Raw genomic sequence first — 15,450 nt, 5'->3', positions numbered from 1 at the left:
AATTGATTAATAAACCATTTAAAATTCTATTGATAGGTTTAATAGTTAACCTATCAATCGGTATCTTATACGTATGGGGTGTTTTCAGTGAACCTTTAGCTGAAGCGCTGGGTGTTGATGCAAAGCACGTAGATGGGCCATATCAGACGTCTGTTTTTACCTTCTCAGTCAGTCTATTTTTGGCCGGTGTATGGCAAGACAAAGTAGGACCAAGAATAGTAACAATCCTTGGTGTTTTTCTTGTCGGAGCAGGACTTTTGGCTTCGGGTTATGCCTCAACATTGATGGAACTGCAGGTTACATTTGGGTGCATGGTTGGCGCAGGTATGGGGTTTGCTTATGCCTGTATCGGCCCTTGCACCATGAAATGGTGGCCAGAGAATAGGAAGGGACTTGTCAGCGGCCTCACCGCTGGCGGTTTTGCGATGGCGGCGCTGTATTTGGCACCTCTATCAACCATCCTTATCGAGCACTTTGGCATTTTAGATACGTTTAAGATTCTCGGTATTGGCTTACTCTTCATGATTCCAATGGCATCACTGCTCGTTGATCCTCCGAAGGGTTATGTGGCCGATGAGCCAAAGGGAGAAACCACAGAATCTTGCGTCGATGTGAACATTCAGTGGCTAGACATGCTGAAAACGCCACAGTTTTATCAGATATGGTTGATGTTCATGGTCTCATCGGCAGCCGGTATCATGCTAATAGGCTCCATTGGTAACGTCAGTAAATCGATAGGATTAACGTCGGAAGAAATCGCGCTAAGTATCATTTTGCTTGCCATCTTCAACACCGCAGGTCGAGTCATTGGCGGGGTCGTTTTTGACAAGATAGGACGTGTTCACACCTTAGGTTTGATCTTCCTATTGCAAGCCGTAAACATGATCTTTTTCACAACGATAGAAACCACAATCCCACTGATGATTGGAATCTCAGTTGGCGCAATGTCTTACGGTGCTTTATTTGGTGTTTTCCCTCCGGTCACGGCAATTGACTATGGCTTGAAGTCATACGGCACTAACTTCGGCATACTCTACTCTGCATGGGGCGTATCAGGTTTTTTCGGAGGGATACTCGCTTCAATATCGGGGACGACTGAAACGACGTATTTGGCATTCGCGGTACTCTTGTTTTTCATTACCGCAATGAACTATTTAATGAAACCCGTTGATAAATCGGAAATAGTTAATAGAAATGCGGCAAAGCTTGAGTATTAAAATAGAGCAAAGCTCATCTATTTCAATAATTTATTGATTTTTCAAACAGCCAAATGAACGCTGTTACCAATCAACCAGTTTCGCCTAATAAACGATATTTTTAAAAGAAACCGTATCCACTTTTAAATAAGTTGTCATCGTTTATTAGGCGCTTTATCGAGGTTTAGATACCATATAGAGAAGACCATAAATGCTTCGTCGACGATCATTCCTCATAAAAGAGGAAGTTGTCTTTACCAGTGCATTTGACCTGATATAGCGCCTTATCTGATTTCGACATTACGTCATCGATATGCTGTTCTTCCACTTTGTGGCAAACCCCAATAGAAACAGTAACTCGAAGCTTAAGCTGCTCGTCGCCAAACGATGTCTGCCTTATTTCATTGAGTGTACTTTTTAAGAACTCTTCAACTCGCAGCTTAGACGCGTCCCCTTGCATAAACAAAGCAAACTCCTCGCCACCAAAACGGAACAGTTGGTCCGAGTCTCGACAATATGATTTCAAGAGCTGACACACTTGACTGATCACCATATCGCCATATTGGTGCCCATGGGTATCATTGATTTGCTTGAAGTCATCAATATCAAAAAGAAGAAAATAGCCCGAACCAAAAGTATGTTTGGTCTTCAGGTAATAGTTTTTGTTGAACGCACCAGAAAGCGCATCGATGTTCATTGCAGCATTAAGCTTTCGATTATATCTGCCGACCAAAATAGCCACTGGCACTCCAAACAATACGGCCAGACCAACGTATCTTAGCAAGAACCAGGTGATGTCAATTGAAGCGACCTTTAGCCCATAGATATCCCCAACTTTGTAATTGAAACCGTCGTCACGACCATACATCTCGATTTGTTCCGCCATCGCCGTGTCTACAGAACCATGGCACTGAACACATGATGGCTCTACGACGATCGGATCATAACGAGTAAGATAAACATTACTATTTTCAAGATATACACGATAGGCACTTGATATCTCATCGCTCTCTAAGACAGAAGTCTCCCGTTCATTCGCAAGGTTTTCACGGTTAGTTGGGTTGAGGCTCACTTCTTTATAATTTGCCATGTCTGAGAGTGCATTGAGCTCTTTAGTCATGTGCACTGTCACGTAGCTGGGAACGTTGAAAGGAAACTGTGTGGTAGAAGAATAGCTAGGCATCGACGTGAAATTTCTGATCGATTGAGAGAAATCAATAAGTGTATCAATTCGACTTACCGCTGAGATTTTGAAATCCATCCACATCAACAACGCTGTTGCAGCAACAATTAGCAATCGAATCATATGTTTCACGTTAGTCAGCCCACAAAATCGGAGAGTATATACCCTAGTGGCTGAAAGGTGCAGATTTCATCCCTATGTTAGTGACATAAGTTCAAGGAAGTCGCTCTGCATCATGGAGAGCGACTTCCTAGATTTTTAGCCAACAATCCTCTGTATTAAAAATTAAGCCACCCTTACATTAATATTTAGATATCTCGACTAAAGATTCTATCTCAGTAATCTGAGACCATATATCCATGAGAATCATCTGTTCAAACGGACGCCAGCGAATTTCGGGCAATGATAAAACGTGACTGAGTTGTTCATTTAGCTCTATCCAATATTGGTCTCCGAGATAGACATCCTCGGGCACCGACTGGGTCAAATAGTAGCGATGTGCCTCTCCCTGATATAGCGTCCAGTTAGAGGTAGCATTTTTCTCATCCGAATACGGTAAGGCTTGAGCCCAAGGCTGACGAGAGTAGTACATGTATGTTTTGTCTAAAAAAGCACTAAACAACACACCTTGAGGCTGAGAAGGCCAAATGGCTTGCTGCCACTGCAAAGGTAGGAAGTTGAGCGATTGATGTTGACGCTGTTCATATTGAAATCGAAATATAAAATCGCCAAGTTTCGTCCAAGCGGTTTGGATATCTTCTTTAAACATCCTATTTCTTATCAATTCAAACAAAAACGGTTTAGCCTGTTCCGCTGATGAGTGACTTGGGATCTTCTCTAAAATCTCAAACAACTCTGGCATGTCTTTTTTAATCACTTCCAATGAAGGGTTACCTTTATAAGGCAAAGCTGACAGACTTACATCTTCTCTATTTTGCCACTGTTGCCAGAGGTTTATATAAGGCTCATCAAGCTCAACGTTTGTCCATCCACGCCTAACACGCTCGTTGCTGTAACTGCTCAAATCGATGTTGTCCAAGGGCTCAGACAGCTTTTGTAAAAGTGGATCAGAGTCTTCATCAAAAAAGACTTCTCTGCCTTCATAAACCTGGCAAGAGTACAGTCCGCAGATCAGCTCTCCTGCCCCAACAAGAAATCGCCCTGTTCTCTGCTCTTCTTCGGTAGCACGTCGCTGTAAAATCGACAAAGAAAAGTTGTCTATCGCGATGCGGCGGGCATGCTGATATAAATACTGTCGATAAAGACGAATATTGTCATTATTGATTGTTTCTAGAACAAGCTTTTCAATACTACTGCTCTGAATTTCAAGTATTTTTCTTCGCCAGTCAAGAATATGTCTCTGTGCATTTTCAACGATATTTTGTTTATGCTCGAAAACCTCCTGACGCGTTTTCTCGATATGCGAGTACTTTCCAATACCATAAAGTTTTCCGAGATTTGCCACTAGCATTCGATAGCTACATGCTCTTAAATCGTCCAGAGCCCCACTAGAAGCAGTGCCTAAACGAACAAGCTCTTCTACGACCTCTTGCTTTTGATTCACGCAAGCTTGCTCTCCAAATTTTTGAATCACGTGAGGGGGAAAATTATAGAGCTCTAGCATTGTATTGGCGTATTCGAGGTCAATCGCAGAAAACATCTTATTGATGATTTCCTGCAGCTCCAATACTTTTGCACTGTAGGTTGCGTCGAAATGAAGCAACTGAATAGAAGAAAGCCTTTTGGTCAATTCAACGATATGCAGCTTTAACTGCTCGTGCTGCTGCTCAATAGCCTCTGCAGATGTCGTATTTAGCCGCTCAAGTACAGTCTCTTGCCCGTAACTGTAATGCCCATTTTGCTGCCATTGATTGAGTCGTTTCTCTGGGCTATCCAATGTGGAAAGGTAATCATAATAGCCGATAGCAAAACCGACGAAAGGGATTGGCTCAGTAGTAACACTCAGTTGGTGCAGAGCACTGGCAGAGTCATCCCACATGGTTCTTGTTAAATCTTCAATCCAAGGTGCGAAAAAAATAATATCCAACACGCTTGAAAAAGCCCTACCACCATTTTTAGCTAGCTGCCACAGAGCTTGACGCTCAGAAACACGCTCCAATTGGGCGATTCTTTTTGCACTGTTGGGCTGACTATTTTTACTGTCTATGGCCGCTGTAACGCCAGCCCAATGTTCAGCAAGCATGCCTTGCTCGCTTATGGGAAGCATTAGACTTGGAATTTTATCCAATGCTGCAACTTCTTTAACATCAGTCAGTTCACTCTCAAATTCATAGTCCAACCGAGCCAGCCACTCGTGCTCTTCTTCAAGTGTTTCAGAGCCAAGACGGCACATTTCCAATGCATTGACATTCAAGCTTACGCAAAGACCAATGAGCAATATTAAATTTTTGATCTTCATTATCGGCTCCAACACCTCTTTGACTTAGGTAATGCAGAGTTTGCCACTAACGTTACATTTTCTTTTTCTGCGAGCTTAGACCAGCGCAAACGGTTCGCGTATATCACACTCGGATTGGGTTGAGCTGATCTCACAATTCGATTGACTAATAGTTTTTGAGAGCTACCAGCAATATTTTCGGACATCGTCAACGCGGAAATATCGTCATTGGTCGAAATCAAGACCACTTGATCCACTTGAGTTAACCAATCTCTGCCCTCATTACTAATCTCATCAGCGTTTATTTGAATGACAGAAGATGGGGTATTGCCTTTTTTAATACTATCCGCGGCTTTTTCAATCGTTGCTACTGTGAGGCGCTTTTCTACCTCTGTTAACGATGAAAAATTATCACCTTCGAGAAGTATAACTTTGCGATCCGCTTTGATGGCTAATTCAAGAGCGGTACGCAACACTTTATCAAGTTTTGGGAAACCATTTTTTCGTTCAATTAAGCTTGTGCTTATTAGTAAAAGAGATTGAGGGCTGCTATGGAGTGCCTCACTTACTTTTGTTGTACTGAGTGCTGTTGAGCTCAATACTCCAGAGGTAGTTTGCTTTACGCTTTTCAACGTTATATCAGTCGGGGTTGATGCGTAATCAACCATAGAGCCAGGCCAATACATATCACGAGCTTGATTCCCAAACTCTTTAGATAAATGGTATTCAGATACTGGCACTTCAGATTTTAAACGTTGAATATTGGTTTTAACGCGAGCGTAATCAGCCCTAGGTACCGATTTATTCTTTAATGCTTCTTCCCAAACATTCATCACGCTTTCTCTTCTTTCGATAGACGATTGGCGCGAAGTCGTGAGTGTTTTTAACTTTGTACTCCCTTTTTGGTAGGAGAGTCCTGTCGCTTCTATCTCACGTTTCATTAAGTTAAATTCAACCACCTCTCCCTCTGTAAAATCTTCTCCATTATGAGTTGTACCGGCGACAGGAGCACGATAACGAATTCGTTGCGTCCCCGTTGGTAAACCTCCGGTTAAATAGTCACGAGCGTGTATAAGTTCATGTCCCAGAGCTATGGAAGGTTCAATAATGGTTGAATGACCGGGGATTAAAACTGCATTATCGATGTCAAAATAAATCACGGCAGGAACTCCAAGCCCATTTGATTGATAATTAACAAATTCAGGGGAGGCGATTAGAGGTTCTGTGACAAACTGCTTTCCGCCCCTAGGTGGCCTTATTACAACGTGAATCTTTTCTATCGTTCCATCAACTAGACCTTCAGTATGGAACGCTAAAGCGCGCTCTTTATTTGGCAGCGCAATCGGGACATAGTGAGAGGCTTGGTTAATGATGGCTTTCCCTGTGCGAGTCTGCTTCAAGTTTTCAAATAGAGTCGCGATTCCGAGAACGAATTCCTCCGAATGAGCTTGTACATAGATTCCATTTTCGACCTTAAATAGGTAGCCATCTTTACTACCTATATCAATAATATTCTCCCCATCAGGAGGGCCAAAATAAACCGATGCCTCAACGGACATTGATAAAAAGAGTGGAGCAATTGCGAATAATATTTTCATAGTGGTTTTCAAATAAAGGGTCACGTTATTTACGTTCTCCAAAAATACGTTCTGACACTCATGCATTTTGTTTCATGAGGGAATAGAAGATCCCTAGTAAGTCGTAGGGATCTATAAATTACGTAGTATGGAGAACCTTATAAGATGAAAAGCAGCGGTTAGACTCTGAATAAAAGGGAAATGATATTCCTCTCTTACCCACAGTCTCGATTTTTATATTCAGAAAAACCTAAAGTATCACTGAGAGTTTGTGCAAAACCTCAGATAATTAGCTCTAACTAAACTAGAAAAACTTTGGTAAAGAAATCACCAAAACATGCCTAACGCACACACATTAACAGGTTAAACATCAACCGTCATGATGAAAAAGCAACCACCAAACCAGAGAGATTGACAGGCAATGTAACTAAAAGAATATTCGTATCCGCTTAAATCTATCAATAACTATTTTTTAAGTCGGTAAAAAGTCGGATTGCGATACTTTGAAATACTTAATTTACACAAATTTAAACAAATTTAAACAATGTCATGTGCCGCTTGCTATTGAATAAGAGTAAGCTTGTAGTGATTTGATGAAACAGCAGTCAGTGTCAAAATGATGCGAGCTAACATCACTCTGTGCAAACTGCCGTTTTTATATTGAGTCGTGTTTTGAGTAGTTTTCAACGGTAAGTGAATACTGTGCTCTTAATCTGAGCGCCCACGCCCTTCGATTGTCCATTGACAGACCACTTTTCCGTCTTGCACGGCATACAAAGTATCGAAGTTATTCAATGTTGTATCACAGTGGCTTGGCAACAGAATAACTTGCTGTCCAAGTTCAAAAATCTCGCAACCTTCTTCATGATGAAGGATACCGTGTTCATCACCGCCAGTTTGATACCTTACTCCTTCACTACCTTCAACAATAGGCATGCCAAGATCAATAGAAAGACATTTCATCCCTGCATCAATCACGGTACGCGAAGGTGTTGGCTGACTGATCACAGTGCTTAGCACTTTAAGTGCAGGAGAAAACTGATGATTCTCGGTCGCATTAGTTTCGTCTCCAATAGCAAGGTAAGCCGCATCCATAAAAAGGTACGAACCCGCTTGAATCTCACTGTAGCCTAACCCCTGATAGGCTGCATATGTCCCTGTCCCTCCTCCGCTAATTATCTGAGGTGCCATACCTTGAGGCTCTAAAGTAGATGTAATGAAATCAAACAAAGGCACCACAACCGATCTCGCTTGCTCATTTCGCGAACAATAGTCCTTAACATGTTGTAAGTGTCCGCTATAAGCTTGGAGGCCGACATAGCTGACACCATCCGTAATTTGAATCGCGTGGATAAGCTGCACTAAATCATCACCAACCTGAACACCGCAGCGCTGTTGACCGCTTTCCACCTCAATCATCAACTCAACACAAAGATTTGCCGCTGATGCGGCTTTTGCAATTTCTACAACGTGATAATAATCGTCAATCACCTGAATAAAACGGGCGTCAGGATGATCTTGATGCAGAGTGATTAAACGCTGAATTTTCTTTTGTCCCGCAATAGGCGTGGTTATGAGAATATCCTTAATGCCACCTTGCGCCATCACTTCTGCTTCACCTAATTTGGCCACACAAATCCCCTGCGCTCCAGCGTCTAATTGCATTTGCGCAATCGCCGGAATTTTGTGTGCTTTAGTGTGGGGACGTAAAGTTAAACCCAAATCATTTATGCGTTGCTGCATTGCCTTAATATTTGTCTTCATCTTATCGATATCCACAAATAACGAAGGGGTTTCTAATTGATTGATATCCATATATGTCACCTAGCTACAGTTTTTTAGTTATTTTCTTAGAAAGCCATTGATTATAAGGCATGGAGAGTTTTGAGCAAGGCACGTAACTTAAAGCATTTAAGGGGCTGACTAAGACCCCTTAAATAAAAATTAAGCCGACGTTAATTAATAGTCTTTTATTTACCAAATGAATACCTAATCCAATAACAATTACACTTATTATTAAATTTGATTTAAACCATTCAAAAAAGCTTTATAGACACAATTAACATTAAAAATTAATTCATTGTGAGTTTTTTATTAGTAAAAGTTACTATTTAAACAGTTGGGTCATGAAATTTATAAAACCGCTGGTATTCTTTTATTTATTTTTTATCGGAATGCCTACATGCGATATCAATCAGCGCCTGTTAGTTCGGAAGAAACACAAGAAACCACAGCACAGCGAGCGGCACGACAGCGGCAAGAACGCAGGGCTGAATTAACCTATTCAACAGATGATTATAAGCGATGGAACAATAACAAAAATAAAACCATTGATGAGCGCAACAAAGAGAAGCAGGAAGCCAATATCACTGAAGCCGCGACAGAACAGAAAAACCATATTCACGTAGGCGAAGAACGTGAGTTTCCTGATGCCATTCTGTCACCGATGCCGACATCAAGAAAGGAAATGATCGATGCGACTGGAACACGTGTGCTGCCGTCCGACTTGCTAGGTTCTAGCTTTAACAACCAATGCGTCAGCGCAGAGATCGTTGCTCATCAGATGACATCTCTCAGCCCAGCGACAAAGAAAGAAGTAGAAGAAAGCGGTGAGCTTGTTTTCAGTGGCATGCAATACAAACACGCTCATGGAACAGTAGGCACTATCGAAGTCATTGATACCTTTGCAGGGCAACAACCCGACCAAAAAACATCACAGATGGCCTACTGGGTCGCGCAAGGCAAGTATCTCGATATACCTAAACACCCTGACCCTCATCGCGATCATTTGTATGTTTTCACACCAAACTTCAGCGGCTGCTCTTTTGTTGTTGATGATTGGAGTGACGATCTAATCAGGGTGTATCACGTGGAAGGCAGCAAAGAAGATAAGCAATACAATGACGTGAAGGACCATCGCAACGGTTTAATCAACTATATGAGTTTTCGCGACTACGGCTTCTACCAAAAAGGGAACACCACCATCAAGAGTGTGAATGGCTTTGCGTTTATGCGCTACAACACTCAAGCTCGTCATTGGGAAATCCATTATCAAAAGCAAGAGCATGCGCCTGCACTTGGGCGGCCAACGACTTCGGCGAAAACACTATTCTCTTCAGAAAAACACTCGGTAAAAGTCATGGTTTCGAAGGAATCTCGCGTAGTTGAAACCGGAACCATCGCGATAAAGCGCTAAGGCTGAATTAATAGTAAATAAGCAGTAGCGAGTTCTAGTTACAGGTTCAAACCAACTCGATAAAACAAAAACGCCCCAAGGTTCACTTGAGGCGTTTTTATTAATTGGTTCTCAGGAAGATTTTGTCTGCTTTATCGCGACCTTATTCCCAATCAAGAATAACCTTGCCTGACATACCGCTGCGCATAACTACTCAGTTTCAAGCTTGGAGAAAAACTGACCCAGCCTATTCATACGAAAAGCTGAGCCAAGGTTCAAAGCACAAACTTTGTGCTGTTAACTTACGGTGCCGTTAATCTATATCCCAAACTTCTTTATGCCTAAGACAGTCTGAAGATGCAGGGCAACCTAGACAGTTGGTGGATACATGCTCAACGCATTCTTTGATGATGCGTCTAACCTCTTCTTTTGAAGTTGCTGTCTCTAAAATAGGTTCAAACAATGATGTCTACCTTAACTACTGTTTAATCGACAAAAGTAACTTGTAAGTTCTCTTTCACATGATATGTGCTGCCACCTTTTGCTCCGTCCGAATTGACTTTGATCTGTTCAAAAACTTCTTCAGGTAAAGCAGCAAACAGTTTTTTATGAAGGCCACTTAAATTAGTTTGAATAAAACTTGTTGAGATCGGTTTCAATCCGTCCAATTCTCTAGTTGACCATGCAATATAGTCTTCTAGCCCGAACGTCGTATAAACACGAACGTCCCCACCAAGACTATTGAAAATCTCTAAATAGCGGATTGAATGTGACGTGCTTTTTATGAAGGCACTACCAACTTTCATCTTTCTATCTGGTTGTTCTAATATAAAAACATACATTGCCAACAACTTCGCACTCAGCTTTATATCAACCCCGAGAACATGAATTGAGCGAGACTTCATTGATACCTTAAGGTCTATCGCTTGAGTAGCTGCATTCATCCGTGCAACCGTCTTGGAGAAACTTGACTCCTTAACAACAGGTATCAAGTTTCTCTCCAGTTGCTTTCTCATGCGAACAAAAGGTATCTCAGCTAGAGTCACATTCGCAACTTTCGCGTTGAGCATAACACCTTCTTGCTTACCGCCAATAAACTCGTCTGATGGGGTTGGATAATAGAAGTCTGGAACAAACTCAAATTCATCATCAACAAAAACATGACTCAAGACATCCTGCTCTCGCCCATATAGGGACATCGCGTAGCCCATATAAAAAGCCATCGTCTTACGACCACCAGCTATGGACGCATGAATAGCAACATGCGGGTCATCTGTTAGCTCTGCAACCTTACGGGTAATAAAGTCCGCCATTACAGATTGGTCACTTTCACCTTTTGCATCCTCTAAAGCATGACCTTGGTCATCAGAGATGACCCAAATATGATCCGAGCTAAACTCGATGGTTGGCAAGTGATAATCTTTGATCAGCTTGTGCCAATGACCTTGTATAAATAACCCTTGCTCAAGCGTTTCCTTTGAACTTCTAGTAGTAATGACATATACCTCTGAAGGTATAGGTTTACCTTGTTTATGAAGAGCAAATACCGTCTCAGTTAAGACTTGAGGGCTTGCTCCAGTCACCGCAATCAGAATATTTTTCACAACGACCTCTTAGCTTCGGCCCAAATATTAAGCCAATTGATGACACATTCTCTATTAGATAATTATTCGCAGTTTGAATAGGAAAACTGACATTAATTATGTAAGTTATCATTAAAAATACATCTGCTTACATGCTTCGAACCACTCGTGAACTACCCTTCGCGTCTCTTCACTTGGTATGGAGTTCTTGTATCCGGCTATCTGTTGAACCTCATAGGGGAAAGCTTTTTTAGAGTTTATGCTTATACCAATGGTCATACGTTCGGGGGACTCCATACGAAATGCGGCATAATACCCGGCTGCGATTCGGTTGTGGTATACCGCAATACAATGAAGTTGCTCTTTAGCTTCTGCACATAAGTCTTCAAAATTGACGATTTGTGAAATACCATGACCATCAGCTAAGCACTTAGGGTATGGAACCTCCGTTCTCTCAGGCTTCATTGCTTCAAAGCGAAGATCTATTTGTCGAGCAACCCAAGCATCATGTAACTCAATCAAATCTTCTACGCTGCTCAGCCTCTCAACATGACGAACTGGATCGTTAATGCCGATTGCATTCCCTAGGCGCAAAGTATCACTCATATACGCCATCATATTTCTGTATACGCTCTGGCGCTGTTCTGCTATTGAACGCCCTAGATTCGTTCCGGTAAGAAATGGGTGGCTATGGTCGAGCAATAATGCGCTGTAGTTGACCACTTTGTAGTGGCTAAAAACCTTGAACCGGGAAAAGTTAGCGTCCAGCTGCTTGAGTACATGCTTCAACTCACTTGAATACTCAAAATCAAGTGCCAGCTTGTCGATGAACTTCAATGCTGCTTTAGATGAATCCAAGCCAAGCTGAGCTAAAATGTCTCGTTGCCCAAGCTTAGCAAGCTTAATAGCGGCATCATTATCAACACTGTACTTGGCGCATATCAATGCCAATAATATAGGGCGGCTCTCTAATAACTGTGCTGCTTCATAGCAGTTTGCCGCCAACCAAAGCATTTGATATTGATACTCAGCAAAAGCACTAGAGGCAATTAGATAGTGTTGAGGAATACTATCAAGCCAAGTTTCGTACTGTCTGTCCCCAAACAGTAAGTTCAGGCTTATTCCTAACCCTCCATCAAGCAGTACCTTTTTCCCATCAGAGAATACTCGGTAACCATGCAGGTTTTTCTGCCAATGTTCTAACTCAATATCATAATTGAATCCTAACATGGTCGTTGGTAGCGTAATCGTTGCGTTAGTCACTATAAAACCAAAGTGAAGTGTAAGAACAAACCTCATCTTAACTGTAGAGAGTGATACAGAGAGGTTTGTAAGCTTACGATTTAGAGCCTGGATATAGAATTAACCAGGCTCAAATCATTACTCAGAAAGGAAGGTCATCAATGCCTTGTCGTTGGTAAGGATTGCTAGTGTTCATTTCTTGAACCTGCTCTCCCCAAGATTTACCACAGCTTTTCACGTCTATCTGAGGCTCCAACATTGGGAATTGTTTCTTCATCGCTCGATGCATCGCTGCTTTTACTTGTGCGGTGTAATGATTCGTTTGATTTTCAGGCACCTCAAAAACAATCGCATCGTAATGAGGAACAAGGAGCTTGAATTGCTCGCCATGTAACTCGCGTGCTAGTTCCACAATAGATAACTTAAAAACAGCCGCTGCCGAAGCTTGTATCGGGAAGTTTTTAAACCAGTTTTGCTCCCAGTTGAGAATTGATGGGCTCTTTGTGGCGAGTCGATTAACACTACGTCGTAAGCCAGTACAGGAAGTCACATACCCTTGATCAATGCCTTGAGTAACAAGTTCATTTTGGTACTTTTTCACATCAGGGTAACGAGCAAAGAAACGGTTAATGTAAGTTTCCGCTATCACCTTAGTCACCCCAAGTTGAGTGGCGATTGTTGATGCACTCATACCATATATTAGCCCTAGCAAAACGACTTTCGCTTGCTCGCGAGAGACTGCTAACGCTGTTCCGAATCTCTCATACACATCACCAGTGTTAAAATCGGAGATAAGCTGTTGGTCACCACTTAGCGCAGCTAGAACACCGATTTCCATCTGTTTATAGTCACACTCAACAATGCTATTACCATGACCCGCTTTCAAAATATGACGACTCTCTTTGGGGAGATTCATCAAGTTAGGAGAGCGCGAGGTACAACGAGATGTCGATGTACCTACTATTTGGTAATGCGGCTTTACATTTCTAGACGAAGCTAAAAGCTTTTGCACAATACGGGCTGCACGCTCTGTTTTTTCAATACAGTGAAGATGCTCGAAGCTATAGTCACTATTACGCAGAGGCTTTGCACCATGCCTTTCTAGTTGGCGAATGAGTAACTCAGCCTCGTTCAGCGTAAACTTATCTGTTAGATAGTTGATTAGGCTTGGCTTATCAATATCAAAAACCTTAAGGGTACTTAACTTCTGAACGTGTTGGTTTCTCGAGCGCTCAAGCTTCGCTAACTCTTCTTTCAAATCGGACTCACTGAGGTTAAAACCTTGCTCGCTAAGAGCATGTAGCGCTGTTATAAACTTATGCTCTACATTGTTGTAATGTGACCACACATCCGTATCGTGAAGCGTTTTAAAATAACGTCGAACGTGGTCAAAAATTGCATTTTGATTTCTTTGAAAACTCCCTTCCGCAATGCTATCTTCGAACAGTTGCTCCAAGGGCGATTTTACTTTTTCAACCCCATATCGAGAGTGTTCAACACCTAGCAGCGCCAATTTTTCAATTACTTTTAAGTCATAAACTTCGTGATATTTAGACAACATTTGACGGGTGATTTTATTCGTCCTCAAACTCTCGTAAAGATCGTAAATATAAAGAGTCTGATTGTCCCATGGTGCGTCACCGACCAACCAATGCGCGTTATCTGTACTATCAACAACAACACCTGCCAAGTGCGATGACGATCTAGAAAATGACGGAATATGGATAAATACCCCGCCACTCTCTTTATGCTGCTGTAATGCTTGAAACGCAAAATGACCAATATTAGTTACTTCATTGCAATGTTTACATTTCGCTCGCGTTCTTCCTGTTTGATTAATGTCGTTAAACGCACCATCTTTCCCACAGTGAGGACAAATTCCCGCAAAACCATTATGTTTAGAACAACAGCTTCCGCAATCATTACAGATATAAAACTTCTTGTACGAACGAATCTCATAAGGCGTGCACGATTTTTTGTCATCACGACTATCAATATACTTTTGGCACCCTATGCAGTAAGAAATTTTTACGGACTCACCATAAGAGCCACAACGTTCAGAACCACAATGCCAATAAGTTGTTCCTACAGCCAAGTGACCGATTGAACCTTTGGCATGTTCTGCTATTTGCAATGGGTTGTCACACTGTCGACATATCAGCTTTTCAAGAATTTCATTCCAGCGATTAATGGCAGATAACATACGCACAAACGCATCATGTTGATGCAGATGCTCTGCTGTGATCCCAAACAACTGGTGAACCAGTGTATAAAACGGTAACCCTGTGAACGTAAATGCTCGCGGTAAACTTACATATTGTCGTTGATATGTTTTTCCTTTGAATGGATCGATATTCTCCATTCCATCAAATACACATTTGGTACAGTCGTTTCGACGGCACAAGGCTTTGGGCTCTTTTTCTCCAGTAACTGTGCCTTTTTCATCCTTTATATTCGCAAACCACAGCTTCCCTTCACACACGCTCCTTTTGCTGAATCTGTCTGCAGAGATTCCCTGTCCCTCTTTCAACCATTGGCAAACTGCCAGAGTCGAAAGTTCAATTTTGGTTCGAGACTTGGCATGGTGCTCAAACAGCCCTTTTTGAAAATTATCAAATAAAGCAGTAATGCTCTGAACAGACGCCCCTCCCTGTCTGAGCTTTTGTTCAAACAAGGCAATAAGAAGCTGTGATTCAAAATAGTTCTTTTCGATGGCACTTACTCGTAACAGAGATAGCGTTTCTAATGAACTTGCTTCCCCATGAACTTGCAAATATTCATTCAAACGTGACTCGGTTACGTATTTTGCATAGAGGGGCAAGTGTTCAAGAGGCAGTGTGTTACACAGTACTTCTTTCCCTTGTGCAAAGGTATCCAAGAACTCAGAGTAATTTTGACTAATCGCTTCACGAATGGAGTCATCTAGATACTTAACGGCGAGATCTGCACGCCAAGCGCTAAGAAAACACCGAGACGCCTCACTCTGAAAATTCATCAGAAGCGTTCGAATGGCTGATTTGAGTTGAGGCGCGAGATCACTGTAGTCAGACAACTTACAAAGTAACGTCGCCTTTACGTTATCTATATTTTTGAAGT

9 protein-coding genes are annotated in these 15,450 nt (G+C 41.9%); 2 read left to right on the top strand and 7 right to left on the bottom strand.

The annotated features are described in order from the left end of the window. Positions 1–2: 2 nt before the first annotated feature. On the top strand, positions 3–1,217 hold the full coding sequence (locus KIO97_RS08055) for an OFA family MFS transporter (RefSeq protein WP_050906182.1): 1,215 nt from the start codon (positions 3–5) through the stop codon (positions 1,215–1,217). A 205-nt stretch (positions 1,218–1,422) separates the two neighbouring features. On the opposite strand, the gene KIO97_RS08050 is transcribed toward KIO97_RS08055, so the two are convergent. The 4 genes from KIO97_RS08050 to KIO97_RS08035 all read right to left on the bottom strand — a co-directional run bounded on the left by KIO97_RS08050 (position 1,423) and on the right by KIO97_RS08035 (position 8,169). Continuing rightward, positions 1,423–2,502, bottom strand: coding sequence for a diguanylate cyclase domain-containing protein (locus KIO97_RS08050; protein ID WP_230836397.1), 1,080 nt, complete (start codon positions 2,500–2,502; stop codon positions 1,423–1,425). Positions 2,503–2,680: 178 nt separating this feature from the next. Beyond that, positions 2,681–4,798: a hypothetical protein gene (locus KIO97_RS08045; RefSeq protein WP_285381820.1), complete on the bottom strand. Its 2,118-nt coding sequence runs from the start codon at positions 4,796–4,798 to the stop codon at positions 2,681–2,683. Further along, positions 4,798–6,375: a hypothetical protein gene (locus tag KIO97_RS08040; protein ID WP_285381818.1), complete on the bottom strand. Its 1,578-nt coding sequence runs from the start codon at positions 6,373–6,375 to the stop codon at positions 4,798–4,800. The genes KIO97_RS08045 and KIO97_RS08040 overlap by 1 nt, the downstream gene beginning before the upstream one ends. A 687-nt stretch (positions 6,376–7,062) precedes the next feature. Continuing rightward, positions 7,063–8,169, bottom strand: a complete 1,107-nt coding sequence (locus tag KIO97_RS08035) for a DSD1 family PLP-dependent enzyme (protein WP_285381815.1) — start codon at positions 8,167–8,169, stop codon at positions 7,063–7,065. Positions 8,170–8,536: 367 nt separating this feature from the next. Here KIO97_RS08035 and KIO97_RS08030 point away from each other — a divergent pair, with 367 nt between their 5' ends. Continuing rightward, on the top strand, positions 8,537–9,550 hold the full coding sequence (locus tag KIO97_RS08030; RefSeq protein ID WP_038891495.1) for a hypothetical protein: 1,014 nt from the start codon (positions 8,537–8,539) through the stop codon (positions 9,548–9,550). A gap of 464 nt (positions 9,551–10,014) precedes the next feature. Here the strand turns inward: KIO97_RS08030 and csm6 are convergent, their stop codons facing one another. From csm6 to KIO97_RS08015, 3 genes are all read right to left on the bottom strand, one after another. After that, complete coding sequence (gene csm6, locus KIO97_RS08025; protein ID WP_285381813.1) at positions 10,015–11,133, bottom strand: CRISPR-associated ring nuclease Csm6; 1,119 nt, start codon at positions 11,131–11,133, stop codon at positions 10,015–10,017. A 111-nt stretch (positions 11,134–11,244) separates the two neighbouring features. Beyond that, positions 11,245–12,375, bottom strand: coding sequence for a PcfJ domain-containing protein (locus tag KIO97_RS27030; RefSeq protein WP_285381811.1), 1,131 nt, complete (start codon positions 12,373–12,375; stop codon positions 11,245–11,247). Between the two features lie 121 nt (positions 12,376–12,496). Then, complete coding sequence (locus KIO97_RS08015) at positions 12,497–15,349, bottom strand: DNA polymerase (protein WP_285381809.1); 2,853 nt, start codon at positions 15,347–15,349, stop codon at positions 12,497–12,499. Positions 15,350–15,450: the final 101 nt, after the last annotated feature.

Origin of the sequence: Vibrio sp. B181a, from assembly GCF_030248375.1 — a bacterium.
GTDB lineage: Bacteria > Pseudomonadota > Gammaproteobacteria > Enterobacterales > Vibrionaceae > Vibrio > Vibrio campbellii.
This window is presented reverse-complemented; position numbering and strand designations above follow the sequence as displayed.